Genomic DNA, 25,843 nt, shown 5'->3' with positions numbered 1-25,843 from the left:
ATTGTCCAGCACGCGCGCTTCTGCGCGCGCAGGCAACCTGCTAGGCTGCCCGCCGTGCACGATCTGCTAGTCCATTTCAGCAACCGCCAACACCCCGACCGGCCCCTGCGCGCGGGCGTGCATCGCATCGTGCGGCTGGCCTCTGGTCAGGTCAGCGTGGTCGACGACACCCAGGGCGCATTGCTGCTGGCGCAGTTCTGCCTGGACCGGCGCGGTCTGTGGCTGCAGGTCGCCAACGGCAGCCGCGGCATCCACGTCAACGGCCGCCCGGTGCGGCGCATGGCGCTGCTGCGTGCCGGCGACGCGGTTTATGCCGACGGCGTCGAAATGGTGGTGCAGGGCAAGTGCGAGCCGCTGCAGCGCCTGCCCGAAGTCAGCGAGGCCGAGCACGACGATCCGCGCCTGGTCCTGCGCGGCGTCGGCGGTCCGCACCACGGCCGCAGCTTCACCGTGGACCGCGTACGCAGCGTCGGCCGCCTGCGCGAGTGCGACATCCGCATCGACGATCCGGCCTGCGCCGAGCAGCACGCGCGACTGGAACGGCACGGCGAGCGGGTGCTGCTGCGCGGCTTCGGCGAGGCGCAGACCCAGGTCAACGGCGTCGCCGTGCGCAGCTGCTGGCTGCAGCCCGGCGACCAGGTGGTATTCGATGCCCAGCACCGCTTCGTGCTCGAAGTCCCGCAGGTCGTCGGTGCCGAGCCGCTGCGCGACGACCCCGCCCTGGCCGCGCTCGCGCTGACCCCGGCGGTGGCGCCGCGTCCGGCCACCGCGCGGCGCTGGCCGTGGCTGTTGCTCAGCGCCTTGTTGCTGGCCGCCGCGCTCAGCGGCCTGCTGTGGTTCGGCGCGCGCTGAGCGCCCGCCAGCCGCGCCAGCCCAGCAGCACCGCCAGGATCGCTGCGTACAGCAGCGGTTCGCGGATGTCCGATTTCACCAGCCACCAGAAGTGCAGCACGGCAAGCACGCCGATCGCATAGATCGCCTTGTGCAGCTTGCCCCAGTTGCGCTTGAGCCGGCGCATCCAGCCCTGTGTCGAGGTGATCGCCAGCGGCACCAGCAGCAGCCAGGCCAGGAAACCCACGGTGATGTACGGGCGTTTGACGATCTCCTCGAAGATCTGCGTCCAGTAGCCGCGCAGGTCCAGCCCCAGGTAGGCCGCCAGATGCACGGTCGCGTAGAAGAACGAGTACAGCCCGAGCATGCGCCGGAAGCGCAACAGCACCGATTGACCGGTCAGTTGCCGCAACGGGGTGATCGCCAGGGTCAACAGCAGCAGCCGCAGCGCCCACAACCCGGTGCGATGCTCGACCTCGGCCACCGGATCGGCGCCCAATGCATCGCTGCCGGTCTGCCACACCTGCCAGAACTGCCAGCCCAGGTACGCCATCGGCGCCAGCGCCAGCGCATGCACCATCGCCTTGGCGGCGATCAACGAAGCGGAGGTCTTAGCCATGCGCCGTCATCGCGCCGTGTCGGCACAGGTGCCACGCGGCACGCCGACTGCGATTCCAGCCGTCGCGCGAGGCAACCACCAGGCGCCGCGCTTTTCCCATTCCCGATTCCCAACTCCCCATTCCCAGCCTCTCCTCAATACCATTTCTTCAGATCCATCCCCGCATACATGGACGCCACCTGGTCGGCATAGCCGTTGAACGGGCGGGTGGGAATGCGCTCGGCGAACAGCTTGCTGGCCTTGCCGGCGATACGGCGCTCGGTCTTCTGGCTCCAGCGCGGATGGTCCACCGCCGGATTGACGTTGGAGAAGAAGCCGTACTCGGACGGCTGCAGCTCGTGCCAGGCGGTCTCCGGCATGCGCTCGACGAAGCGGATCTCGACGATTGACTTGATGCTCTTGAAGCCGTACTTCCACGGCACCACCAGCCGCAGCGGCGCGCCGTTCTGCTGCGGCAGCGGCTTGCCGTACAGGCCGGTGGCGAGCAGGGTCAGCGGGTGCATGGCCTCGTCGATGCGCAGGCCTTCCTTGTACGGCCAGTCGATCGAGCTGTAGCGGATGCCAGGCATCTGCTGCGGATCCGCCAGGGTGGTGAAGGCGACGTACTTGGCCTTGGAGGTCGGCGCGAAGCGCTTGAGCACGTCGCCCAGCGGCACGCCCAGCCACGGGATCACCATCGACCAACCCTCCACGCAGCGCAGCCGGTAGATCCGCTCCTCGGGGGTGTGGCCCTTGAGCAGGTCGTCCAGGGACAGCGCGCCCGGCTTCTCGCATTCGCCGGAGACCTTCACCGACCAAGGCGAGGTGCGCAGGGTCTTGGCCGCCTTCGACGGATCGGTCTTGTCGGTACCGAACTCGTAGAAGTTGTTGTAGCTGGTCACGTCCTCGTAGCGGGTCAGCTCCTCGTTGGTGCGGAACCCGCTGCGCGCCTGCTCCGGCGTCACCACGGTCTTCGGCGGGGCCGGCGGCTCGGCATCGGCGCAGCCGACCAGGCCGGCCACCGGGGTCAGCGCCAGGGCCTGCAGCAGGCGCCGCCGGTCGCGGTAGACCGCCTCGTCGGTGATCTCGCGGCTGGGGACGGTGAGGGCATCGCGCAACGACATGGCGGACTCCTGGAGCGAAGGGGCGAGCAGTGGCGGGGACTTCAACACAGACTACGCATGCGCAGGGCGAATGGATGCAAATGCAACCTAAATTGCCCGGGCCGCAAGCTGTTGCGCTGCGGCATACTAGGGGTCCTGTCCGATAGGTGCCCCATGACGCGCGCGTTCAATTTCAGTGCCGGCCCCGCTGCGTTGCCGGAATCGGTCCTGCGCCAGGCGCAGGCGGAGATGTTGGAGTGGAATGGCGTGGGCGCCTCGATCGTGGAGCTGAGCCACCGCGGCGCCGAGTTCATGGAGGTGGCGGCGCAGGCCGACGCCGACCTGCGCCGGCTGATCGGCATTCCCGACGACTATGCCGTGCTGTTCCTGGCCGGTGGCGCCACCACCCAGCAGGCGCTGCTGGCGCTGAACTTCGCCGCGCCCGGGCAGACCGTGGACTACGTGGTGACCGGGCACTGGGGCAAGACCGCGATCAAGCAGGTCGGGCCGTACGTCGACGTGCACGTGGCCGCCAGCAGCGAGGCCGACGGCTTCCGCGACATCCCGCCGCGCGCCGCATGGCAGCTGCGCGAGGATGCCGCCTACGTGCACATCACCGCCAACGAGACCATCCACGGCGTGGAGTTCCGCGACACGCCCGACGTCGGCGACGTGCCGCTGTTCGCCGATTTCAGCTCCAGCATCGCCTCCGAGCCGATCGACGTCTCCAAGTACGCGCTGATCTACGCCGGTGCGCAGAAGAACCTCGGCCCGGTCGGCGTCACGGTGGTGATCATCCGCCGCGACCTGCTTGAACGCGCCGGCCAGCCGCGCGCGGACATCTTCGACTATCGCTCGCACGTGGCGCGCAACTCCATGCTCAACACCCCGCCGACCTGGAACTGGTACCTGGCCGGGCTGGTGTTCAAGTGGATGCTGGCCGAGGGCGGCGTGGAGGCGTTCGCCGCGCGCAACCAGGCCAAGTCGGCGCTGGTGTATTCGGCGATCGACGCCTCCGGCGGCTTCTATCGCAACGAAGTCGCGGCGGCGGTGCGCTCGCGGATGAACATCCCGTTCTTCCTGCCGGACGAGACCCTCACCACGCGCTTCGTCGCCGAGTCCAAGGCGGCCGGATTGCTGGCGCTGAAGGGCCACAAGGCGGTCGGCGGCATCCGCGCGTCGCTGTACAACGCCATGCCGCTGGCCGGTGCGCAGGCACTGGTTGCGTTCATGCGCGACTTCCAGCAGCGCCACGGCTGAGTCGCCGATTTTTGTAGGAGCGGCTTCAGCCGCGACCGGATCGCTGGCGATCCGGACCACCGAGGAACCCCCGATCCATGGCCGCAAAGCCGAAGAAATCTCCCGCCGCCGACGCCAAGCCGGCCAAGCCCGCGAAACCCGCCGCCACGCCGGCCCTGGCCGACGTGCGCGCCAAGATCGACGAGATCGACCGCAATATCCAGGCGTTGATCGCCGAGCGCGCGCAGTTCGCGCACCAGGTCGGCAAGGCCAAGGGCAAGCTCGCCGCGGCGGTGGACTATTACCGCCCCGAGCGCGAGGCGCAGGTGCTGCGCATGGTGGTCGACCGCAACCAGGGCCCGCTCAGCGACGAAGTGCTGGTGCACGTGTTCCGCGAAATCATGTCCGCGTGCCTGGCGCAGCAGGAGCCGCTGAAAATCGGCTACCTGGGGCCGGAAGGCACCTTCAGCCAGCAGGCGGTGCTCAAGCATTTCGGCCGCTCGGCGGTGGGCCTGCCGATGGCCACCATCGAGGAAGTGTTCCAGGAAGTGGAAAGCGGCAACGCCGACTTCGGCGTTGTGCCGGTGGAAAACTCGGGGCAGGGCACGATCCAGGTCACCCTGGACATGTTCCTGACCTCCAACCTGAAGATCTGCGGCGAGACCGAGCTGCGCGTGCACCAGTTCCTGCTCTCGCGCAGCGGGCGGCTCGACGCGATCGAGCGGATCTATGCGCATCCGCAGTCGTTCGCGCAGACCGCCGGCTGGCTGCGCGCGAACCTGCCCAAGGTGGAGAAGATTCCGGTCTCCAGCAACGCCGAGGGCGCGCGCCGCGCGCGCAATGCCGACGATGCGGCGGCGATCGGTGGGGAGAGCGCGGCGCACGTGTATGCGCTGAAGAAGGTCATCATGAAGTCGATCGAGGACGACGCGGACAACACCACGCGCTTTCTGGTGATCGGGCGGCAGATCTTCCCGCCGTCGGGGCACGATCGCACGTCGGTGCTGGTGTTCATCCACGACAAGCCGGGTGCGCTGTTCGATGTGCTCAGTCCGTTCGCGCGGCATGGGATCAGCATGAACCGGATCGAGTCGCGGCCGTCGCATCAGGCGAAGTGGGAATATGGGTTCTTCATCGATCTGGCGGGGCATGTGGAGGATGAGGCGATGAAGTTGGCGTTGGCGGAGTTGAAGGCGCATTCGGCGCAGATCAAGGTGTTGGGGTCGTATCCGGTTGCGGTGCCTTGAGTTGGTTGCGCGGTTGCTTCGTCTCTAACCGCTGCAGGGCGCTTTGGTCACTAGGAGATGTGCACCTGTAGGAGCGGCTTCAGCCGCGACGGGGCATTCCCTGGAATGTGAAACCGCTTCTTCAGCAGCAACAGCTTTAACGGCAACAGCTTTCGCGCTTGCGCGCGAGTTACTTTTCTTTGCTTGTGCAAAGAAAAGTAACCAAAAGAAAGCACCCCCGGGCGGGCTGCCCCGCGCTGCGCGCGGGGTCCGCGGACACGACGGGAATTTTCGGAAGGCACATCCATGTGCCTGCCGAAAACGACGCGCATCCTGCGCGTCGCCCCTCACGGGGTTTTACCCGTCGTGCCCGCCAGCCCTTACGGGGGATTGAGAGCAACAGCGAAAGCAAGAACAACGGCAACAGCAGGGACAACAGCAACAACAATCGCAACAACGGCAGCAACGGCAGCGGCGGTGCTGACTTGGTGTAAGCGTCGTGGCAGCAGCGCAAGCGCGCTGTAGCGGCGCCGATGTCGCCGGGTGATGGTGGATCTTCGGGTGGTTGGACTTTCAGGAACGATGATGAGCAACGAGCAAGGCTGGATCGCAACGCGCGGCACTGCGCTGCAGGGCACGCTGACGGTGCCGGGGGACAAGTCGGTGTCGCACCGGGCGGTGATGTTCGCGGCGTTGGCCGATGGCACGTCGCGGATCGAGGGGTTTCTCGAGGGCGAGGACACGCGTTCGACGGCGGCGATCTTCGCGCGGCTCGGGGTGCGGATCGAGACGCCGTCGCCGTCGCAGCGCATCGTGCATGGGGTGGGCGTCGATGGGCTGCAGGCGCCGCAGGGCGAGCTGGACTGCGGCAACGCCGGCACCGGCATGCGCCTGCTCGCCGGGCTGCTCGCGGCGCAGCCGTTCGACAGTGTGCTGGTCGGCGATGCGTCGCTGTCCAAGCGGCCGATGCGGCGGGTGACCGAGCCGCTGGCGCTGATGGGCGCGCGCATCGACACCGAGGCCAATGGCGTGCCACCGCTGCGCATCCACGGCGGGCAGCCGCTGCGCGGCATCGACTTCGTCTCGCCGGTGGCCAGTGCCCAGGTCAAGTCGGCGGTGCTACTGGCCGGGCTGTATGCGAACGGTGTCACCTCGGTGCAGGAGCCGCATCCGACCCGCGACTACACCGAACGCATGCTGTCCGCGTTCGGCGTGGACATCGAGTTCTCGCCTGGCCAGGCACGCCTGCGTGGTGGTCAGCGCCTGCGCGCCACCGATATCGCGGTGCCGGCGGACTTCTCCTCGGCGGCGTTTTTCATTGTCGCCGCCAGCATCATTCCCGGCTCCGACATCACCCTGAAGGCGGTCGGGCTCAATCCGCGCCGTACCGGCCTGCTGGCGGCGCTGCGGCTGATGGGCGCGGACATCGTCGAGCACAACCACAGCGAGCACGGCGGCGAGCCGGTCGCGGACCTGCGCGTGCGCTACGCGCCGCTGCGCGGTGCACGTATTCCGGAGGACGTGGTGCCGGACATGATCGACGAGTTCCCGGCGCTGTTCGTCGCCGCGGCCGCCGCCGACAGCCAGACCGTGGTCAGTGGCGCGGCGGAACTGCGGGTCAAGGAATCGGACCGCCTGGCGGCGATGGCCACCGGGCTGCGCAGCCTCGGCATCGTCGTCGACGAAACCCCGGACGGCGCCACCATCCACGGCGGCACGCTGGGCGCCGGGACCATCGAAAGCCACGGCGACCATCGCATCGCGATGGCCTTCGCCATCGCCGGGCAACTGGCGCAGGGCGAGGTGCGGATCGAGGACGTGGCGAATGTGGCGACGTCGTTCCCGGGCTTCGACGCGCTGGCGTGCGGCGCCGGATTCGGATTGCGCAGCTCCTGAAGCAAATGCACCACATCGGCCGCGTAGAAGCGCGGCCGGTGGAACAGGCAGGTCCGGAAGTCAGGAAATCAGTGCGTCGGCTGCGGACGCGGCGGATCCTTGGCAGGCGTCGATGACGAGGCCTGGTAGCCACTGGCGTCGTCGTCGCGGTCCAGTGCCAGCCACCAGCCGATCACGGCCAGCGCCAGCGCGATCACAACCATCCAGGCCCAGGGCGATCCGTGGTCGGCGCGCGCATGCTGGTCCCCGCGCTCAGTCGGCCGCGCGGAAGAGCGCTTCCACGCATGGATTGGCTGTGTCGACTTGTAGGGGGTGGGCATGGCGGCAACTCCGGTGCCGTGGGTGCGGGGCCAGTGTCGCCCAGGACCGGTACCTGCAGTGTCACCCCCGTGTGAACGCCGCCGGCGCAACCGGGTGGCGGTTCAGTTACTTCGGTTACGGCCCTGGCTTGAAGTCGAATGGGATCTCGATGCTGGCCGGCACCGCGCGGCCGTTCTGCTGCGCCGGGCGGAACTTCCAGCGGCGCACGGTTTCCATCGCCGCGCGGTCCAGGTCGCGCGAGCCGCTGCGGCGGAGCAGGGCCACGCCGGCAGGCGCGCCGCTGGCATCGACCTCGACCCGCACCACCACGGTGCCGGCATCGCCACGGCGCAGCGCCGCCGGCGGATAGCGCGGCGGCGGGGTCTGTCCTTCCAGCGGCACCGGGCGGTCGCCCGGGGCCAGCGCGGTGGCAGTGCTGCCGGCGCCATCGCTGCCTGCGGCAGGAGCCGGTGCTTCCGTGGTTGGCGGCGGGGCCGGCGCGGTTTCCACCAGCTTCGGTGCGTCGCCGGCGGGCGCCGGCTTGGCCTGCGGCATGCTGCTGGCGGCGCTGCCGGCGGGCAGCGGCTCGGGCAGCGGCTTCACCTGTTCGGTGTCCTGCTGCACCTGCTGCGCCGGCTGCGGCTTGTAGAAATCGTTGTCCTTGCGTCCGACCAGCCACACCACCAGGAACAGCAGCAGGCCGGCGACGAAGGCGATGCCGACGATCGCGAGCAGGCGCCGCGGCAGATGCAGCACGATGCCGGGCTTGGAAGACGAGGGCGACGTGGACATGAGGCTCACCGTGGGGAACCGCCCGATTCTGGCATAGCCGCGGTGAATCGCGCGCCGCGGCGGGCGCGGGTCGGCAAAACCGCGACGGACAGGCGATAATCCCAGGTTCGTTCCCCTGGCACCCCGCGCCCATGCTCGATCCCGCTCTGCTTCGCCAACAGCCCGCCGACCTCGCCGAGCGCCTGCGCACCAGCCGCGGCTATGCGCTGGACGTGGCCGCCCTGGACGCCCTGGAGGCCGACCGCAAGCGCATCCAGGTGCGGACCCAGGAACTGCAGAGCCTGCGCAACAGCCGTTCCAAGGCGATCGGCCAGGCCAAGGCCAAGGGCGAGGACGCGAGTGCGCTGATGGCCGAAGTGGCCGGCTTCGGCGACGAACTGAAGGCCTCCGAGCAACGCCTGGACGAGATCCGCGCGCAACTGGAGACGTTGGCGCTGGAGATTCCCAACCTGCCACAGGCCGACGTGCCCGTGGGCAAGGACGAAGCCGACAACGTCGAACTGCAGCGCTGGGGCAGCCCGTGCAGCTTCGATTTCGAGGTCAAGGACCACGTCGAACTCGGCGCCCGCCACGGCTGGCTGGACGGCGAGTCCGCGGCCAAGCTGTCGGGCGCGCGCTTCACCGTGCTGCGCGGGCCGATCGCGCGCCTGCACCGCGCCCTGGCGCAGTTCATGCTGGACCTGCACACCGGCCCGCACGCCTACCAGGAAACCAACGTGCCGGTGATCGTCAACGCCGACAGCCTGTACGGCACCGGCCAGTTGCCGAAGTTCGAGGAAGACATGTTCGCCACCGCGCTGGGCGAACAGAAGCGCTACCTGATCTCCACCTCGGAGATCTCGCTGACCAACCTGGTGCGCGACGAGATCGTCGAGGCCGAGCGCCTGCCGCTGCGCATGACTGCGCACTCGCTGTGCTTCCGCTCCGAGGCCGGCAGCGGCGGCCGCGACACCCGCGGCATGATCCGCCAGCACCAGTTCGAGAAGGTGGAACTGGTCAGTGTGTGCCGCCCGGAAGATAGCGCCGCCGAACACGAGCGCATGACCCGCTGCGCCGAAGTGGTGCTGGAAACGCTGGGCCTGCCGTACCGCAAGATGCTGCTGTGCACCGGCGACATGGGCTTCTCCGCCAGCAAGACCTACGACCTGGAAGTCTGGCTGCCGTCGCAGCAGACCTATCGCGAGATCTCCTCCTGCTCCAACTGTGGCGATTTCCAGGCGCGGCGCATGCAGGCGCGCTGGCGCAACCCGGCCACCGGCAAGCCCGAACTGCTGCACACGCTCAACGGCTCCGGCACCGCGGTCGGTCGCGCCATGATCGCGGTGATGGAGAACTACCAGAACGCCGACGGCTCGATCACCGTGCCCGACGCGCTGCGCCCGTACATGGGCGGGGCCGAGCGGATCGGCTGACTGCCGCCAGCCCGGGGCGTTGGTCCCGGGCGATCCTGGCGTTGCCGTGGTTGCGGCGACGCGTCTTGCGCGACTGCGTGTTGCAGGCGAGCTGCCGCGATGCAGTCGGCTCCCGACTGCGTCTGCATGTCTTCGAGTGGGCCGGGGAGGGGCATCCGCAGGTATTTCTCACTGCCGCACCCGCCCCAAACGGCCCTCCGCGTGCGCCAAACGCCCTGATCCATCACTTTGCGCTAGCCCAGCCGGGGTTACGATGCGCGCGTCTACCTCCTTGCCTGAGCCACCGCGCGAGCGCGACCCGCGTCCCTGCAGCGCAAATCGTTGTAGGAGTAGAATGAACCGGATCCGATTGTCCCCATCGTTCTAAATATCGAAAGAACATGCACGACCTCAACGATCTGTACTACTTCGCCATGGTGGTCGACCACGGCGGGTTTGCCGCCGCCGAGCGCGCCCTGGGCATCCCCAAGTCGCGCCTGAGCCGCCGCATCAGCCAGCTGGAGAGCGACCTGGGCGTGCGCCTGTTGCAGCGCTCCACGCGCCGCTTCGCCGTCACCGACCTGGGCATGAGCGTGCATCGCCACGCCCAGACCATGCTGGCCGAGGCGCAGGCCGCACGCGAAGTGGTCGACCGGCTCAGCGCCGAACCGCGCGGGCTGGTGCGGGTCAGCGTGCCGGTGTCGCTGGCGCAGATGCAGCTGCCCAAGCTGCTGCCGATGTTCCTGGACCAGTACCCCAAGGTGCGGCTGCAACTGAACATCAGCAACCGCCGCGTCGACATCATCAACGAAGGCTACGACGTCGCCCTGCGCGTGCGCTCGCGCCTGGACGACGACGGCAGCCTGGTGATGCGCAGCTTCGGCCAGGTCCAGGAACTGCTGGTCGCCAGCCCCAAGTACCTGGACCGCGCCGGCCGTCCCAAGGATCCGGAGGAGCTGACCTCGCACGTCACCCTCAGCATCAGCGAGGACGAGGCGCGGCAGCGCTGGGAACTGCACGGCCCGGCCGGCGAAGTGCGCCGCGTCGACCTGCAGCCGCGCGTGGCCGGCTTCGACTTCCCGCTACTGCAGTCGATGGTCAAGGACGGCTTCGGCATCACCCTGCTGCCTGAGACCGTCTGCGCCGAAGCCGTGCGCAACGGCGAACTGGAAGTGGTGCTGCCGGAATGGTCGCTGCCGCAGGGCATCTGCCATGCCGTGTTCGCCTCGCGCCGCGGCCTGCTGCCGGCGGTGCGCGTGTTCATCGACTTCCTCGCCGAACACCTGCCGCGCCAGATCGAAGCCTCGCGCCTGGACTGTGGCGGCAACTGTCCCGAACGCACCAAGGCTCGTCACTCGACCCTGGGCGCGATGGCGGTCGAGGCGGGTTGATCGCGACGCCGGCCGAACACGTCGGTCGAGCAAAACCGCCGCGGGCGTGCGAAAATGCGCGTCTGTGCCGGTGGTCCTGGGTTCGGTGTGCATGTGGTGCCATCAGCGGCACCGACCGCGTCGATCGGGACAGGCACTGCAGCGTCGTGCTTCCGCGGCGTTGTGCTTCAAGCGGCTGCGACGCTCTTCCGCAGCACCGTCGCGTTCGCAAACGGAGAGATGGCCGAGCGGTTTAAGGCACCGGTCTTGAAAACCGGCGAAGGGTCAAACCTTCCGTGGGTTCGAATCCCACTCTCTCCGCCAATTGCGGATATAAGTTTTTGAAATTAAAGGCCGCCAAGAGCGGCTTTTAATTTTGTCCCCTACTTTATGCTCTTGAAGACAGAGGTAATGGACGATACAACGCATTCGAAAACCGAATTTAAACGACAGGCTGCAGATGTGCTCCTCGGCGCCGAGCACAGCGCTATGGGAACGCTCACCTTCAGTGGTGACACAGGAGTCAGCTACAACCTGGCATAAAAGGCGCTTGGTAGCTTTGCGTCGACGTCCCCCCGCTTTCAGTAGCGGGGCTCTTTAGAGTCCGGGTTTCATCGTAGCGGCTTTGGCTGCTAGCTGTTGGGCATAGGCGGCCGGGGGCAGGCCGCCCAAGATCTTCTTCGGTCGCTCCTCGTTGTATTCCCGTCGCCAGGTCTCGATCTCGGTGCGGGCGTGCAGCAGCGTCGGGAACCAGTGCTCGTTGAGGCATTCGTCGCGCAGGCGGCCGTTGAAGCTCTCGATGTAGGCGTTCTGGTTCGGCTTGCCTGGCTGGATCAAGCGCAGCTGCACACCGCGCTCGTGGGCCCACGTCACCATCGTCTTGCCGCAGAACTCCTTGCCGTTGTCGGTGCGGATCACCTGCGGCAGACCCCGTGTCAGCGCCAGCCGATCCAGCACCCGGGCCACGCCGTGACCAGAGATGGCCCGCTCCACCTCGATCGCCACTGCCTCGTGCGTGGCATCGTCGACGATGGTCAGGGCCTTGAGCACCCGGCCCTCGGCGGTGCGGTCGAACACGAAGTCCATCGACCAGACCTGGTTGGCGGCTTCAGGCCGAAGCAACGGCTGGCGCTCGCCCAGCAGCACCTTCTTCCGCTTGCGCCGGCGCACCTGCAACCTGGCCTCCTGATACAGCCGTTCCACCCGCTTGTAGTTCACCGGCCACTGCTCCTGCCGCAGTTTCAGATAGATCATCCCGACGCCGTAGCGCTTGTGCCGCTGCGCCAGCGCCAGGATCCGCTCGCGCAGCTCGACGTTGCGATCCGGACGCGGGACGTAGCGCAGCGCGCTGGCGCTCATCCGCACCACGGCCAGAGCCCGTCGCTCCGTGAGCCCGCGCTCCATCAGCTGCCGCACCAGCATCCTGCGCGCCGGTGCGGTCACCACTTTTTTCGCAGGGCATCCTTGATGACGTCGTTCTCGAACAGCTGCTCGGCCAGCAGCTTCTTCAGCCGCGTGTTCTCCGCCTCCAGCTCCTTGAGCCGCTTGGCCTCCGGCACGCTCATGCCGCCGAACTTGCTGCGCCACAGGTAGTAGGACGCCTCGCTGAACCCGTGCCGCCGGCACAGGTCCTTCACCGCCACGCCGGCTTCGGCCTCACGCAGAAAGCCGATGATCTGCTCTTCGGAAAAGCGCTTCTTCACGTCCAATCTCCGTCTCGTTGGGGATTGGACTCCAAATCGCCGTGCTACTCAAAACTGGGGGGACGTCGATGGGCCACTGGTCACTCGCGTTTAGGTCTAGTGGGACTGCGCACGGCGTCGGCAGACAGCTCTGACGCTAGTTTTCGCTGCTCGGATGGTGATAGGGAGGCTGCGCTCAGAATTATCTGAGCCATTGTGTCATTGTCAGCCACCAGATAGGCCAACAGAACGCCAAGCTCCTCAGCGAGCCTATCTGCCGTGACGAAGTCGGATTCCGAAGTTCCTAACTCGTACCTATTCCCTCTGCTGAACACGACTTCCTCCCAGAGCCCAATTCGCCTTCCAAGCTCTCTGCCACACTGGCGTTCGAGGCGTGATGGCGTGTGCGGAGCCTAGGGGCGGGACGCCTGCGTTGATCTAGGGCGGTGGGACCTCCCCAGTGTTTGCGTCCTAAAGACACCCACAGCGTCAGAACTTGGCCGCCACCGATTGCGCGCGATGCTGGCTGGGCGATGCATCGAAGTTGCGCTTGAATGCAACCGCGAACGCGCTTTCAGACGAATAACCGACAGACATGCCGATCGCACCGACCGACAGCGTCGACGTCAGCAGACGATGAGACGCCAGGGCCATGCGCCACCGGGTCAGATAATCCATCGGTGTCTCGCCGGTGACGCGCTCGAAATGGGCGGCGAAGCTGGAGCGCGACATCCGTGCGGCGGCGGCCAATTCTGCGACCGTCCACCGATGGCTGACGTTCGCGTGCATGGCCGTCAGGGCACGATGGAGCGAGGGCACGCCTAGCGCGGCCAGCCATCCCATTTGCTGCTGGCCTGTCTCCAGATGTGCGCGCAAGGCCTCGATCAACAGCGCCTGCGCAAGGTGTCCAGCGAGCAGATCGCTGCCTGGCCGAGGTTCGCGCAGTTCGACGATGAGGCGCCGTACGCTGGCTTGAAGCGCCGCCTTGTGGTCTTGGGACCGAATGTGGACCACCGGCGGTACGGCTGCAAGGATGGCCGCGGCATATTGGCCGCGCAACGAAAAGAATCCCCCGATGCCTTGACACACTCCGCCGCCGTTGAGTTCAGCGACGTGGCCAGGCGGCACCTGTGTCAGGAACGAGATGGCGTCCTGCCACGTCCCGGGGGCGCCTGCATATAGCTGCATGGCGGCTCCTCCTTGCACAAGGATCACATCACCCGGTTCCAGAGCGATAGGAGGGCCAGCGTCCTGCAGCACGATCCTGCATTCCCCCGAATCGATAGCAAAGCATCGGATGCCGTCGGCTGCTGGGAAACGCAGTCCCCAGTCGCTCCCAGCGTCCAACCCGCGAAATCCATACGAGTCGAGCTGAACGAGAGTGAGGATGTCGGAAAGCGGGTCGGTCATGTCTGGACGATAGCGACAGAGGTTTCGACGATCGAACATGGGCTCGGCTGCCCGGCACCGATAGTGTTGCACTTGAAGGACGTGGCTGACATGCCGCGGCTTGAAGTCCGGCCCATGGCCGCATTTGTCACTCCAGGGAGCAGCATGATGCATTCGACGTATCGGTCGCAGGCAAGCACGACAGCGAAATCCAGACGGTCGGGCTATGCATGGGGCGTGCTCGCTGTGTTGAGCGGCATGGTCGCCCTGGTGTCCTATCGCTATCTGTTCGACCGAGGTCCGGTGCCACCTGGGGTCGCAGCCAACCGGCATGTGCATCCATGGTTGATCGTGCACGCGACCAGCGCCGCGACGGCGCTGCTCTGTGGGCCCTTGCAGTTCGTTCGCCGGCTTCGTCTGCGTCACCCGGCGTGGCATCGGGCGACCGGACGCGTGTATGTCGCCGGTTGCGTGGCCGGAGGCCTCTCCGCCCTGTTTCTTGCGGCCGGGATATCCACCGGGCCTGTCGCTGGTGCGGGGTTCGGCGCGCTCGGAATCGCGTGGATGGCGACAACGGCCATCGCCCTACGCAAGGTCCTGACAGGTCGGCTGGCTGAGCATCGGCGCTGGATGATCCGCTCGTTCGCCTTGACCCTGTCTGCGGTGACGCTGCGTCTTTACCTGCCTTTCTCGACGTTTGTCTTGGGCATCGAATTTGTCGTGGCCTATCGGGCAATTGCCTGGTTATGCTGGCTGCCGAATCTTCTGGTAGCCGAGTGGCTGATGAAAACGCACCCATCGGCCCTCGGGCGAGATGACGTTAGCCCCGATTTCAAGCGCTCAGACTAGGCATCCGCGCCGCGGGATCCGCGATAAGCGCCTTGTCTCGCTTGAGCATTTGCGAGTAGGTCTGGAAGTAGGATCTCCAGTGCGGACGGGATGCTGTTTCTCTTCATTCAGTTGCGGGTTGCACGTCTTCGCAACCCGGTGCTACCGTCCGGCCGAGCTTCCAAAAGGGTCACCCGGTTTGGCGAGCAAAGCGTCTCTAGGACAGTGGCGGACACGGATGCTGGCCGGGATCGGTGGCATTGCCGCGATCGTAGTGGGGTGGGGCATCGGCTTGTTCGAGGCCAAGGAGGTGCCGGTGCCGCCCGTGCTGCAGTCTGGGAAGGACGTGGCCGCAGGCGAGTGGTCGCTGCGCTTCGATCACGTCGAGACCAGTGACCGGCTACCGAATGGCGACACCATGTCGCGCGACGGTCGCAAGGCGATCGTGCTGTATCTGCAGGCCACCAATCGCACCACGCAGACCAGCGGCTCGCTGGTGCAGGCGGTTGCGTTGAAGACGCCGCCGCGCGGGGCCGATGCGCGGCCGACTGCTTACCTCTTGCGCGATCGTGCGGCGACCACCGAACTGCAACCGGGCCTGCCGGAACAGATCGCGCTCGTCTGGACCTATCCGGCGACGGAACAGGTGGCTGGCCGCCTGCGCTTCGACATCACAGCCAGGACCTTCAAGGCCTTCGACAATCTCTACGCGCAGCCGATATGGACCGATCCGCATCCGGTCGGGGTCGTGGAGTTGCCGCTTGGCGCATCGCGAGCAGGTGCGCCGTGAAGCGGCTCTCCGCCATCGCGATCCTGCTGCTCGGCTTCGTGCTGCTTGCCGGGATGCGTTGGACGATGCCGCGCTACGAGCGCATCACCGGCCCGATCGCAGTGTCCGGCGCGCCGGGCGGCTGGGTGCAGACCGACAATCTGGCCGTCGACGCCGGCACACCTCAGCTCGCGCGCACCATCCACTTCAAGGCGGCGGGCGCGGTGCAGCAGCGCGACAGTGGCGGCCTGTGGCTGGTGGTGCCGGTACGATCGAAGGTCGCGCGCGCGACCGCACGCGTGCATGGCCGGGTCTGGGCAACGCCCGACGGCCGCCGCTACCGCGCCAGTGGTCGCGCGGAGATGGGCGACGCGGTGCTGTCGTCGATCAAGACGCTGCAGCCTGGGCTGGAGCGCAAGGACGTGTTGGTGTTCGAACTGCCGTCCGCGCTCGCCAGGGCCGGCGGCACGCTGCTGCTGTCGGAAGACCGCGACCCGCAGCTGACGGCCGAGGCTCAGGTGCGCTACCCGCTGCTCCCGCCCGCAACGGCGGTCACCGATGTGCTCGATCTGGATGCGCTGCATGCACGCCTCTGACCGCGACGTGCCCCCGGCCGTTTCCGACCGGCGCATGCGCTGGCTCGCCCTGGCGGCGCTGCTGGTGCTGTTGCCGTGCACGATCGCCGCGACCGGCTGGCGCGACGCTCGGGAACTGCTGCACGCGCGCGAATGGCGACCGGTCGAGGTGGCGATGACGCAGACCAGGGAGTACGACGGTGCCGCCGTCCGACTGGTATCGGTCGACGTGCTGCCGTTCGAGCCAGGTCTGCCCGCCGATCGCACCTTCGTGCGCACGCGCCTGTCGCTGGTGCCTGGCGCCGCCGGCGCGCAATGGAGCGATTGCACACTCAAGCTGGTCGATGGCACTGACCGGTCGTGGGCTGCGATCGACACCGTGCCGGACCTGTTGCAGCGCGCCCTGGCCAAGCCGGGCGAACCACCCGGCGTGGCCTGCGATGGGCTGGCCGTGTCCGCGGCCAAGCCGGGCGTGCCCTTGGCGATCGACGGCTACTACCTGGTGCCGCGTGCGGTGGCCGCGCAGCTGCAACTTACCGTGAGCACGCGCGGCGGCCGTCCGCGTTACCTGCGCTTCGCGAGAGGAGCAACGCCATGACCGAGATGGCGCTGCGTGGCGGGCCGCTGGGGTTGATCGGCGACACGCTGCGGCTGTGGTTTCGCTACTTGCCGCAATTGCTCGCCGTGGCGCTGGCCGGTGTACTGCTCAACGAACTGCTGCTGCAAGCCGCGGTGTGGATCGGCTATCAGAACCGGCTCGCCGGCTTGCTGTCGCTGACCCTGGTGGTGCTGGTCAAGCTGGTGATCTTCGTTCTGCTGTTCGAAACGTTGCGCCCGGCCTTGCCGGGGATCGCCAGCGCGGCATTGGCCGAGCAGGCCGACGCGTCGGCAGCAGAGGACGAGGGTAGGGCGCGCTTGCGCCGCCTGTCTACCATCGTGTCGCAGGCGCTGGTGCCGTTCTTCGCCTACTACGCCGCCTGGGGTTTCCTCGGTGAGACCATTCGCGCCTACGGCCGCGAGGGCTTGGGGCAGTTCAATCCGTTCGATCCGACCTACCGCGGGTCGCTGTTCGAGGTGTCGGGCGGCTGGTGGCTGGCGGCGTCGGTGGCGCTGCTGTGGCTGATCCGGCGCGCGGCGAAAAAACAGAAGCAGCGCAGCGCGCATCCGGCCTGGAACGTGCTGATCGTGCTGTGCGAGGCGGGCTGGACCTTCGTCGGCATGTACGTGCTCACCGAATGGAAGGGCGGGGTGTTCCGCTGGCTGGCGCATCTGCGCATCGCCGATCTCGGCCAGCAACTGTGGCAGGGCATCAGCCATCCGATCGGCGTCGCCCACGCCGCATTGCCCGACGCGGTGGAGCAGGCACCACCGGGCGTGGCGGACACGCTGGTGGTGATCTTCTTTTCCGCGTTGTTGCCGGTGGTATGGCTGGCCTTGGCCGCGCTGATCTACCGCTACGACGTCCACAATACCGAATGGAATGCGCCCGCCAAGTGGTCGAGCAAGGTCGACGGCACGCTGGGGCTGTGGCGGAAACTGCCGACCTGGTTGCGCGACTTCATCGGCCATTTCTGGGCCGGCACCGTCTCGCGCTATCGCGCCGCGGCCAACAGCGTGCAACTGGCCGGCGCGACCGGACTGGCGGCGCTGGTGACGCTGATCGTGCTGTATCGCGCCCTGGACTGGGCCTCGGCCTGGGCCTGGATGGGCCTGACCCGGCTGATCGGCCCGCACCCGCAGGTGGTGTGGCAGGCGATCGCCAATCAGCTGTCGGTGGTGCTGGGCACGCCCAGCGACCCGGGTGACGGCATCCTGCTGCAGACGCTGAAGATCTGCCTGCTCGCGGCGACGCTGGAGCGCGCGTTCCGTGCCGGGCGCAGTTGGCGGGCGTTGAAGTAGTCCGGCCTGTCTTGGGCTTCTGCCTCTAGCGGTCGGCAGGGACAGATAACGGCGGCGACGACCGCGTGGCGAACTCGTCGAACAGCGCCCGCAGCACCGGCGTCCTGGGCATCCTGTCCAGCGGGATCTCGGTCTCTTCGAACCAGCTCCGGTCCGCCTCGGGATGCGGACCGCTGAGGACGACGGTGCCGCGGCCGAAACTATAGCGGGCCGCGGCCACGTCGCCATTGGCGTAGGTGGCGAGCGCGCGGAAGCCGCCCTGGGTGCTCTGCGGGAAGTAGGGGCCGTCCTGGAAGAACACGCTGTCGGGGCGCCCATTCCAGCGAACCGCGACGGCGTCCTCATCGATGGTGGTGACGGGGAAGCCGGGCCGCCCGACCTCGCCATCGAGATCGTCGCCGATCAGGCCCATGTTGGTGTCGTCGGCGAGATACGCGCCCATGCACAGACCCAGATAGCCGCCGCCCTGCGCGACGAAGTCGCGGATGGCGGCGATGCGGCGCTCGCCCATCGCCTGCAGCGCGGCCGGAATGTCCTGCCCGCCGCCCGGTTGCACATACACCGCGTAGCTGCGCAGGGTGGCAGGCGTGACGTCCTGCGCCTCCTTCGGGCCGATGATGTCGACTTGGTACTGCGGACTCAGCGCCTCGATCGCGTCCTTGGCGGTTTCGGAGCAGTCGTCGCAGCCTGCAGCGCCGCGATAGACCGCGACCCGGATCGGGGGTTGTGCGTTCGCCGCGGACACGCAGGCGAACGCGAGGCAACACAGCGCTGCCAGTCGCAATCGAAGTTTCATGGTTGGCGCTCCTGGTGCACGTCGGAGATTCAGCGCTTGTGCGCACGCGGCAATGCAATCAATCGGGAGTCTCCGTCGCCGATCGACGGCCCGATCTTGCAATCGGCGAGGCGCACCGCCTCGTGGCCGGCAACCTTGCGCGGCAGGCAACTGCCGCCATGCGTGCAGAACGCACCGCCCGACGGCGTCTCGCGCGCGATGTCCACCGGCACGGTCTGGCCCTTGTTCCAGGTGTTGTGCATGTCGTCCTGCACTGCGGCCAGCATCACCGCGTGACAATCCGGCGCCGGTGTGCGTGCGCTCGCCATGGCGGGGGCACCCGTGAGCGCGATCAGCGTGGCCAGAAGGGCGTTGCGCATGGTGTCTCCTGTTGGTTGTGGTTCGGCAAGGTGCGCCCGCAAAGGGCGGCAGTGCTGTGGAGTGGAGACTGGCGTGGGCGACCTACATCAATCGATTCGCCTGCAACCAGGCATGAACAGTCCATTGCCTTCGCTGCGCGGCCGCGCGTGGTCAGTGGGGGCGAGCATCTGCAAGCGCGTGGACACGCCCATGAAAAACGCCGCGACGGGTCACCATCGCGGCGTGTTGAACAAGCACAGGGACTTCCTGGAAAGCGGCGCCGGGCGCCGCCTTCAGGCACAAGCATACTCAGCCGGCAGCCGGCGCCTTGGTATCGCCGGCCTTGATGTCGCCCGGCTGGCACTCGCCCAGGCGCTTGCCGTCCATCTTCATATGCGTCTTCATCGACATACCGCCCGGCAGGCCGGTGATCGTGGAGTGCGATTCGGACGCAATCTCGGTGGCGCTGAAGGTGCCGGTGCTGGTGCCGGCGACCTTGATGTCGCCCATCGTGCAATGCATCTTCGCGTCGATCTTGCCGTCCTTCATGCTGAAGGTGTCGTACACGCAGTTTTTCTGCATCGGCGAGGCACTGCCGAAGAGGCTGGCGGGATCGTTGATCTGCTCGGCGGTGAGGCACACCTTGGCGGTGCTCGGCGGCATCTTCGGCATCTGCGGCATGTTGCCGGACCCGCCGCTGGTCTCGCTGCTCACCTGTTCGATCCGCATCTCCCACTGGCCTGGCTGCAGCTTGGCCGCTTGCACCTTGGCCACGTCGGCGACCGAGGCGTTGGACATGGCGACGTTGCCGCCGTTCTTGTCGCCGCCCTTGCTGCAGGCGGCGAGCAGCACACACACGGCAAGCGTTGCCGGCACGGTCAGACGCATGAACTTCTCCCTAAGTTATGTGAGGTGCGCGGAGCATAGCCGGGGGCGTGATTAAGATCACGTCGACGCCGGGCGCTCGCAGCCGACCCGTGCCTGGCGCCGCAGCGGCACCGGGGAAGCGGACGAACCGATCGCTGCAGGCTCGCCCAGCGGCTGCGACAGAACAGAGAAACCTTGCGAAGTCGCGCGACATCGCCGCGCGATTGCATGCGCGTCGAACGCGCGTGATCCTGAGACACGGAGTGCGTTGCCGCCGCGGCCGCCGTGCACGGACCATTCCGCTCGGCTCTGCTAGCGTCTGCGCCGCCGCGCGTGACCCCCACGCCCATTGCTTCGGTTCTCCCCGACATGCCAAGCCTCGCCGAACGCCCCGCGATTCTCGAAGACAAGCGCACCATGAAGATGGCCCGCTCCGCCCACGCCTACGTGCGCGGCAATACCGCCAGGTTCTACGAATGGCTGGCAGCGTCGCCAGCGGCGCGACGCGTGCCGATGGGGCCGGCGATCTGGATCTGCGGCGATTGCCACCTCGGCAATCTGGGCCCGGTCGCCGACGGTGAGGGGCGCGTGGAAATCCAGATCCGCGACCTCGACCAGGGCGTGATCGGCAACCCCGCGCACGATCTCATCCGCCTGGGTCTGTCGCTGGCCACCGCGGCGCGCGGCTCGGACCTGCCCGGCGTCACCACGGCGCGGATGATGGAAGCGATGATCGACGGCTACGGCGCGGCGATCGCCGACCCGACCCGCGAGCATCCGGGCGCCGAACCCGAGACCGTGCGCAGCATCCGCCGCGAGGCGTTCGGCCGGCGCTGGCGGCATCTGGCCAAGGAACGCCTGCAGGCGGTGGAGCCGCGCATCCCGCTGGGCGAGAAGTTCTGGACCTTGGCGCCGGAGGAACGCGAGGCGCTGGAGCGGCTGTTCGCCGATCCGAAGGTGGCGCAGATGGTGCTGTCGCTGAAGGGGAAACCCAAGGATCGCGAAGTGCGTCTTGTCGATGCGGCGTAATGGATGAAGGGCTGCAGTTCGCTGGGCCTGTTGCGCTACGCGGCGATCGTCGCGCTGAAGACCGGTAAGGGCCACTGGTCCTATGCGCTGGTCGATCTGAAGGAGGCGGTTGCGCCGATCGCGCCGGCGGCGCCCGACGTGCGGATGCCGGCGGACAACGCGGAGCGCGTCACCGCCGCGGCGCGGGCGCTGTCGCCCTACCTGGGCAGCAGGATGATGCCGGTGCACATGCTGGGCCGCTCGCTGTTCATTCGCGAACTCTCGCCGCGCGATCTGAAACTCGAAGTCGACCAGTTCAATCATGCCGAGGCGGTGCGCTCCGCGCGCTATCTCGCCTTCGTCGTCGGCAAGGCGCATGCGCGACAGATGAAGCCGCGGACGCGCGCCGGGTGGCTAGAACTGCTGAACGCCGATCGGCGCAAGGCCATCGACGCACCGTCGTGGCTCTGGGAGAGCGTGGTCGCGCTCGCCGGCCACCACGAAGCCGGCTATCTGGAGCACTGCCGTCGCTATGCGCTCGCCGCATGAGGACGAATGCGGTGCGGCGAAGGAGCGGGGCCGCGTTCGACAGCGCGTGTCGACCCAGCGAAGCGATCTGCGGACGTCGTTGACGGATAAATTTTACCCGGGTATAAATTGCCGAACGTTTTCAGCGTGTCTGCCATGCCCGATCCCCTGCAAATGCCCTGTACCGCCTTCGCCGGCCACCGCATGTGGATGGCCGGGCCGCTGGGCGAGGTCGCATTGGCTGCAAAGCGCGCGGTACTGGCGGGCGAGACGCTGCTGATCTTCGACGACGCCAGCGGCGGCATCGTCGATCTCGATGTGCGGGGCAGCGATGCGGAGGTTCTGGCACGGTGGTCGCGACCGCCGGCGTCCGCCACCGAACGCGACGGCTCTGGCGCCGTCGCCGCCGTCGTGCCGGACGCGGGGGGACACGGCAGAAGCCGCGGACGCCCCAAGCTGGGGGTCGTCGCGCGCGAGGTGACCTTGTTGCCGCGGCAATGGGAATGGCTGGCGTCGCAGCCCGGTGGTGCCTCGGCCGTGCTGCGTCGGCTGGTGGACGAGGCCCGCAAGGCGACGCAGCCACGCCAGCAGCGCCGCGCTGCGCAGGAGCGCGCATATCGTTTCATGCAGGCGCTGGCCGGCGATTTGCCCGGTTACGAAGAGGCGCTGCGCGCACTCTTTGCGGACGATCGCGCCGCATTGGAACACCGCATCGCCGGTTGGCCTGCGGATGTCCGCGCATATGCGCTGCACCTCGCCTTCGACGCCCCCGCTGGCGCGTCTTCGCCCCCCATATCTGGAGCCCCGCATGCATGACCCGGGCCGCACGCATTATCTCGAACCGACCCAGGACGCCGGTCGCAGCTTCCTGCAGCGCGGCATGACTGCGTCGCTGGTGATGCTCAACCTGCTGCGATTTCGCGAGGTTGCCGATTACGCGCAGCATCCGCAACTGGCACCCGCCGTGCCCATCAGCGGCGCGCAGGCGTTCGATCGCTACATCCGGCATACGTTGCCGCATCTGCGCGCGAGCGGGGCGACCTGCTGTTCCTCGGTCGCGGCGGTCCGTTCCTGATCGGCCCCAACGACGAGCGCTGGGACATGGCGATGCTGATCCGGCAAGCGAGTCCGGCAGCGTTCGTCGGCTTCGCCAGCCATCCCGCGTATCTCGCAGGTCTTGGGCATCGCACTGCGGCGCTGCAGGACGCGCGCCTGTTGCCACTGTCCGAGTGTTCTGTCGGATGATCGGCGATGCTGGAGCGATCGGCGCCGTACAACGCGTACGCGTCGAAGGCCTCGACATCGCCTGGGACAGCGTGGGCGATGCCGATGCCGAGGCGGTGCTGCTGATCTCCGGATTGGGGACGCAGATGATTCGTTGGACCAGCTCCTTCTGCACGGGGCTGGCAGCCAGGGGCTATCGCGTCATCCGCTTCGACAACCGCGATGCCGGTGCCTCCACTCACTTCAGCACGTGCGCAGTGCCGGATTTCGCCGAACTCGCCGCCGCACTGCGGGCCGGGCGACAGCCCGAGACGCCGTATACGCTCGCCGCAATGGCCAGCGATGCGATCGGACTGCTCGATGGGCTGGGCGTGGCGCGTGCGCACATCGTCGGACGCTCGATGGGCGGCATGATCGCGCAGATACTGGCAAGCGATTATCCGCAGCGGGTGCTGTCGCTCACCTCGATCATGTCGAGCACGGGAAACCCCGCGCTGCCACAGGCGACGCCGGAGGTCATGGCGCTGATGTCGGCGCCTGAACCCGATCCCGCGCACGATCTGGACGGCTATCTGGGAGCGCGTCTGGCGTTCGCGCGCCGGCTCGCGGGCAGCGGGTATCCGTTCGATGCTCAGGCCCATCGCAAGCTGCTGCTGCAGGAGCTGGCGCGTTGCCGTGGCACGGGCGGCACGGCAGATGGCGGCTGTCGCCACGGCCGGCGATCGGCGCGCGCGCTTGGCCACCATCGCCGCGCCCACGTTGGTCGTTCACGGCAGCGACGATCCCTTGATCCTGTCGGCCTGTGGCGAGGACACGGCGCACGCGATTCCCAGCGCCAGGTATCTGCCCGTGCCGGGCATGGGCCATGATCTGCCGCGCGGCTGCGAGCGCATGCTGATCGAGGCGATCTGCGCGGTGGCGCGCGGCTGAGTGCGTGTGCGTGGGGGGGCGGCGATCAGTGCATCGATCGGATGCGCCGAGCGCAGTGCGCCGCCTGCGTGTGCTTTTTCGTCCTGGTCGCAGGCCTTGCCTGCAGCGGGGCATGTTGCTGCTTTCGTCCTGGCCAAGGGCCGCCATGGCCGAGCGCACTGCAGCTTGGCGCATGCCGGTGGCCGTGGCGAGTCAGCAGGCGATCCAGGTCCAGCGCCATGTCCCAACGGTCCAGCCCCGGGCCATAGCCGTTGGCCATCACGCGTTCGACGCCGAAGCCGAAGCGCGCGTAGAACGCCCGGGTGTGCTGGCTGGTGTCCAGTTCGATCCGCGCCACGCCGGCGCTGCGCCGGCAGGCGTCGAGCCGCGCCTCGGTCAAGGCGCGGCCCAGGCCCTGGCGGTGCAGGCGGCGGTCGACCATGCCCCAGCCGAAGCTGGCGACGCGGCCGTCGGAGCGCAGCGCGTGGCCGCCGCAGGCCACGACCGCGCACGCGCGGACGATGACCAGGTAGTGCCAGGTGCCCACGTCGTGTTCGAGGAAGCGCTCGAAGGCGGCGCGTTCGCTGCGGTCAAAGAACTGCGGGACGTTGCTGTCGAACAGCGCCAGGCAGGCGGCGTGGTCCTGGGTGACATAGGGGCGGATCATGTTCATCCGGGCAGTGTGCCGCAGGCGGCCAAGCGCGTCGTGGTCGTACCAAAGTGCGATGGCGCGCGTCGGCCATTTCCCAAGCCGGTTGTCGGAAAATTTCGCCGGCTCTGTCCGGGAATCCGCGGTGGGGAGTGTCCGGGAGCGGGAAGGGCGAGGGTCAGATAATTCTGACGTGAGATCAGGATTGTCCTGATAACGCTTTTCCCATCGCGCCCGCATACTGGCCTCGGCCTGACGCAGGGACCGTCGCGCGCCTTCCGAGGAAAGCGCAGGCAGGTCACTCGACCCTGCGTGCCGAGCCTTGAGTAAGCTCGGCAGGGTTTTGATGACGCCATCATGACGTTTCGCGAGGTGCGAATGAGCACCCCGTGAAGCGTCATCGTTTGTCTACGAATTCGTCTTGCCCTGAATAATTCACGCAGATACTCTGGATGGTGCGGTATCCGCTGCGTTGGGGTTATACGAGATGGCCATCAGGGTTTTTCTGGTCGATGATCACGCTCTTGTCCGGACGGGCATGAAGCTGATCCTGTCGAATCAAACGGATATCGAGATCGTCGGCGAGGCTGACAGCGGCGAAAATGCGCTCCCACAGATCCGCCAGCTGAAGCCGGACATCGTTCTGTGCGATCTGCACATGCCAGGCGTCAGCGGGCTGGAAGTCACCGAGCGTATCGTCAAGGGCAACCACGGCACCAAGGTCATCATCGTGTCGGTACTGGAAGACGGCCCGCTGCCCAAGCGCCTGCTGGAAGCCGGCGCCTCCGGCTACGTCGGCAAGGCCGGCGATGCACAGGAGTTGCTGCGCGCGGTGCGCGACGTGGCGATGGGCAAGCGATACCTCGGCGCCAACATCGCGCAGAACCTGGCGCTGGCCAATCTGGAAGGCGGCGGCTCGCCGTTCGACGCGCTGTCGCCGCGCGAACTGGAAGTGGCCCTGCTGCTGACCCGCGGCCTGCGCCAGGAAGACATCGCCAAGCGCCTGAGCCTCAGCGCCAAGACCGTGAACACGCACAAGGCGCGACTGTTTGAGAAGGTCGGGATCCAGGACAACATCGCCCTGGCGCGCCTGGCCACGCAATACGGATTGCTGGATCCGGCGCACCCGCTGTAATCGCCGGGACTGGTCGGACTGCATGGGAGCGGCCTTCGGGCCGCTCTTGCGTTTTGCTTGCACGAACGAGGGGACTTGTTCGTGGTAGATCGACTGAGACCAAGCGTTCGTCGGCTTCGCCGAGGTCCCGTGCCTTCGCAAGTGCCGCGGTCGCGATGGCTGGGTGCCGCCGCTGCATCACTTGGCGCAAGCGCGGTGTAGGAGGCTGCAGGCGCTCTTCGCGCATGCGTCAGGCACTGCTGCAGCAAGCCTGCAACGACATGGGCGTGCAGGTGTTGGGGCATCTTCAGGACAACGCCAGTCGCCGCCTTCCATGCATCACGTGCGCGACCATTTGCTCTCGTAGGAGCGGCTTCAGCCGCGACGAGGCGTTACCGGTGAGGCCTCGCGGCTGAAGCCGCTCCTACGGGATGGCAGCGCGAGCAGGAGGCGTTGAAGTCTCGCGCATGCGGGCGATCGCCTTGAAATACCGCATTGCGCGCGCTTCGCAGCGCCCATGA

General features: G+C 67.4%; 26 protein-coding genes, 1 tRNA gene and 1 pseudogene. 18 read left to right on the top strand and 10 right to left on the bottom strand.

The window, feature by feature from the left end; translation table 11 throughout:
- Positions 1-54 precede the first annotated feature (54 nt).
- Positions 55-852 (top strand): FHA domain-containing protein, encoded by a 798-nt coding sequence (locus tag AC1G9L_RS12000; RefSeq protein WP_010342563.1) that lies wholly within the window; start codon positions 55-57, stop codon positions 850-852.
- Here AC1G9L_RS12000 and msrQ read toward each other — a convergent pair.
- A complete protein-coding gene (gene msrQ / locus AC1G9L_RS11995) occupies positions 821-1,450 on the bottom strand; it encodes a protein-methionine-sulfoxide reductase heme-binding subunit MsrQ (RefSeq protein WP_481069181.1) in 630 nt (209 codons plus the stop codon). The two genes, AC1G9L_RS12000 and msrQ, sit on opposite strands and share 32 nt — an antisense overlap.
- A 134-nt stretch (positions 1,451-1,584) precedes the next feature.
- Complete coding sequence (msrP, locus tag AC1G9L_RS11990; protein ID WP_019799671.1) at positions 1,585-2,553, bottom strand: protein-methionine-sulfoxide reductase catalytic subunit MsrP; 969 nt, start codon at positions 2,551-2,553, stop codon at positions 1,585-1,587.
- A gap of 153 nt (positions 2,554-2,706) precedes the next feature.
- Between msrP and serC the strand changes: the two genes are divergently transcribed.
- The 3 genes from serC (at position 2,707) to aroA (ending at position 6,893) form a co-directional block, all read left to right on the top strand.
- Positions 2,707-3,792 (top strand): 3-phosphoserine/phosphohydroxythreonine transaminase, encoded by a 1,086-nt coding sequence (gene serC, locus AC1G9L_RS11985; RefSeq protein ID WP_019799670.1) that lies wholly within the window; start codon positions 2,707-2,709, stop codon positions 3,790-3,792.
- 77 nt (positions 3,793-3,869) lie between these two features.
- Entirely contained in the window at positions 3,870-5,018 is a 1,149-nt protein-coding gene (pheA, locus tag AC1G9L_RS11980) for a prephenate dehydratase (RefSeq protein WP_019799669.1), read from the top strand.
- A 561-nt stretch (positions 5,019-5,579) separates the two neighbouring features.
- Positions 5,580-6,893 (top strand): 3-phosphoshikimate 1-carboxyvinyltransferase, encoded by a 1,314-nt coding sequence (gene aroA / locus AC1G9L_RS11975; RefSeq protein WP_481069179.1) that lies wholly within the window; start codon positions 5,580-5,582, stop codon positions 6,891-6,893.
- Between the two features lie 68 nt (positions 6,894-6,961).
- Here the strand turns inward: aroA and AC1G9L_RS11970 are convergent, their stop codons facing one another.
- Positions 6,962-7,096, bottom strand: coding sequence for a hypothetical protein (locus AC1G9L_RS11970; protein WP_019799667.1), 135 nt, complete (start codon positions 7,094-7,096; stop codon positions 6,962-6,964).
- Between the two features lie 232 nt (positions 7,097-7,328).
- Positions 7,329-7,985 (bottom strand): energy transducer TonB, encoded by a 657-nt coding sequence (locus tag AC1G9L_RS11965; RefSeq protein ID WP_481069177.1) that lies wholly within the window; start codon positions 7,983-7,985, stop codon positions 7,329-7,331.
- A gap of 131 nt (positions 7,986-8,116) precedes the next feature.
- On the opposite strand from AC1G9L_RS11965, the gene serS reads away from it, so the two are divergent.
- From serS to AC1G9L_RS11950, 3 genes are all read left to right on the top strand, one after another.
- Entirely contained in the window at positions 8,117-9,397 is a 1,281-nt protein-coding gene (serS, locus tag AC1G9L_RS11960; RefSeq protein ID WP_019799978.1) for a serine--tRNA ligase, read from the top strand.
- 380 nt (positions 9,398-9,777) lie between these two features.
- Positions 9,778-10,767 carry a LysR family transcriptional regulator gene (locus AC1G9L_RS11955; RefSeq protein WP_010342573.1) on the top strand — a complete coding sequence of 330 codons (990 nt, stop codon included), beginning with the start codon at positions 9,778-9,780 and terminating at the stop codon, positions 10,765-10,767.
- Between the two features lie 213 nt (positions 10,768-10,980).
- A tRNA-Ser gene (locus AC1G9L_RS11950) sits at positions 10,981-11,070 on the top strand.
- Positions 11,071-11,343: 273 nt separating this feature from the next.
- Here the strand turns inward: AC1G9L_RS11950 and AC1G9L_RS11945 are convergent.
- Both AC1G9L_RS11945 and AC1G9L_RS11940 read right to left on the bottom strand, forming a co-directional pair.
- Positions 11,344-12,449, bottom strand: a protein-coding gene (locus AC1G9L_RS11945) for an IS3 family transposase (protein ID WP_481069175.1) whose coding sequence is annotated in 2 segments (ribosomal slippage) — positions 11,344-12,191 and positions 12,191-12,449 — 1,107 coding nt in all. Because the reading frame shifts where the segments join, the coding sequence is not laid out codon by codon here.
- A gap of 468 nt (positions 12,450-12,917) precedes the next feature.
- A complete protein-coding gene (locus tag AC1G9L_RS11940; RefSeq protein ID WP_019802331.1) occupies positions 12,918-13,838 on the bottom strand; it encodes a cupin domain-containing protein in 921 nt (306 codons plus the stop codon).
- A 147-nt stretch (positions 13,839-13,985) separates the two neighbouring features.
- Here AC1G9L_RS11940 and AC1G9L_RS11935 point away from each other — a divergent pair, with 147 nt between their 5' ends.
- The 5 genes from AC1G9L_RS11935 (at position 13,986) to AC1G9L_RS11915 (ending at position 17,888) form a co-directional block, all read left to right on the top strand.
- A complete protein-coding gene (locus AC1G9L_RS11935) occupies positions 13,986-14,666 on the top strand; it encodes a DUF2306 domain-containing protein (RefSeq protein WP_481069173.1) in 681 nt (226 codons plus the stop codon).
- 217 nt (positions 14,667-14,883) lie between these two features.
- On the top strand, positions 14,884-15,435 hold the full coding sequence (locus tag AC1G9L_RS11930) for a hypothetical protein (RefSeq protein WP_019802329.1): 552 nt from the start codon (positions 14,884-14,886) through the stop codon (positions 15,433-15,435).
- Positions 15,432-16,010: a hypothetical protein gene (locus AC1G9L_RS11925; RefSeq protein WP_019802328.1), complete on the top strand. Its 579-nt coding sequence runs from the start codon at positions 15,432-15,434 to the stop codon at positions 16,008-16,010. Before AC1G9L_RS11930 ends, AC1G9L_RS11925 begins: the two co-directional genes overlap by 4 nt.
- Positions 15,997-16,587 carry a hypothetical protein gene (locus AC1G9L_RS11920; protein WP_481069171.1) on the top strand — a complete coding sequence of 197 codons (591 nt, stop codon included), beginning with the start codon at positions 15,997-15,999 and terminating at the stop codon, positions 16,585-16,587. Before AC1G9L_RS11925 ends, AC1G9L_RS11920 begins: the two co-directional genes overlap by 14 nt.
- On the top strand, positions 16,584-17,888 hold the full coding sequence (locus tag AC1G9L_RS11915; protein ID WP_019802326.1) for a hypothetical protein: 1,305 nt from the start codon (positions 16,584-16,586) through the stop codon (positions 17,886-17,888). The genes AC1G9L_RS11920 and AC1G9L_RS11915 overlap by 4 nt, the downstream gene beginning before the upstream one ends.
- 25 nt (positions 17,889-17,913) lie before the next feature.
- On the opposite strand, the gene AC1G9L_RS11910 is transcribed toward AC1G9L_RS11915, so the two are convergent.
- The 3 genes from AC1G9L_RS11910 to AC1G9L_RS11900 form a co-directional block, all read right to left on the bottom strand.
- Positions 17,914-18,684 carry a BPL-N domain-containing protein gene (locus AC1G9L_RS11910; RefSeq protein ID WP_481069169.1) on the bottom strand — a complete coding sequence of 257 codons (771 nt, stop codon included), beginning with the start codon at positions 18,682-18,684 and terminating at the stop codon, positions 17,914-17,916.
- Positions 18,685-18,713: 29 nt separating this feature from the next.
- The gene (locus AC1G9L_RS11905; protein ID WP_019802324.1) at positions 18,714-19,043 is read right to left on the bottom strand and encodes a hypothetical protein; all 330 of its coding nucleotides are present in this window, start codon (positions 19,041-19,043) and stop codon (positions 18,714-18,716) included.
- Between the two features lie 289 nt (positions 19,044-19,332).
- Entirely contained in the window at positions 19,333-19,911 is a 579-nt protein-coding gene (locus tag AC1G9L_RS11900; RefSeq protein WP_481069167.1) for a DUF3617 domain-containing protein, read from the bottom strand.
- Between the two features lie 348 nt (positions 19,912-20,259).
- Between AC1G9L_RS11900 and AC1G9L_RS11895 the strand changes: the two are divergent.
- The 5 genes and pseudogenes from AC1G9L_RS11895 (at position 20,260) to AC1G9L_RS11875 (ending at position 23,519) form a co-directional block, all read left to right on the top strand.
- Positions 20,260-21,447: pseudogene (locus AC1G9L_RS11895) on the top strand (DUF2252 family protein).
- Between the two features lie 135 nt (positions 21,448-21,582).
- Entirely contained in the window at positions 21,583-22,242 is a 660-nt protein-coding gene (locus AC1G9L_RS11890) for a DUF2239 family protein (protein WP_481069165.1), read from the top strand.
- Complete coding sequence (locus AC1G9L_RS11885; protein WP_481069163.1) at positions 22,235-22,501, top strand: hypothetical protein; 267 nt, start codon at positions 22,235-22,237, stop codon at positions 22,499-22,501. Before AC1G9L_RS11890 ends, AC1G9L_RS11885 begins: the two co-directional genes overlap by 8 nt.
- Positions 22,502-22,527: 26 nt before the next feature.
- Positions 22,528-22,671, top strand: a complete 144-nt coding sequence (locus AC1G9L_RS11880; RefSeq protein ID WP_481069161.1) for a hypothetical protein — start codon at positions 22,528-22,530, stop codon at positions 22,669-22,671.
- Positions 22,668-23,519, top strand: coding sequence for an alpha/beta fold hydrolase (locus tag AC1G9L_RS11875; protein WP_019802319.1), 852 nt, complete (start codon positions 22,668-22,670; stop codon positions 23,517-23,519). Before AC1G9L_RS11880 ends, AC1G9L_RS11875 begins: the two co-directional genes overlap by 4 nt.
- A gap of 86 nt (positions 23,520-23,605) precedes the next feature.
- Here AC1G9L_RS11875 and AC1G9L_RS11870 read toward each other — a convergent pair whose 3' ends face one another.
- Positions 23,606-24,226 (bottom strand): GNAT family N-acetyltransferase, encoded by a 621-nt coding sequence (locus AC1G9L_RS11870; RefSeq protein WP_481069159.1) that lies wholly within the window; start codon positions 24,224-24,226, stop codon positions 23,606-23,608.
- A gap of 469 nt (positions 24,227-24,695) precedes the next feature.
- Here AC1G9L_RS11870 and AC1G9L_RS11865 point away from each other — a divergent pair, with 469 nt between their 5' ends.
- Positions 24,696-25,343, top strand: a complete 648-nt coding sequence (locus tag AC1G9L_RS11865; RefSeq protein ID WP_481069157.1) for a response regulator — start codon at positions 24,696-24,698, stop codon at positions 25,341-25,343.
- Positions 25,344-25,843: the final 500 nt, after the last annotated feature.

Source organism: Xanthomonas sp. NCPPB 1132, from assembly GCF_056629235.1.
This window is presented reverse-complemented; position numbering and strand designations above follow the sequence as displayed.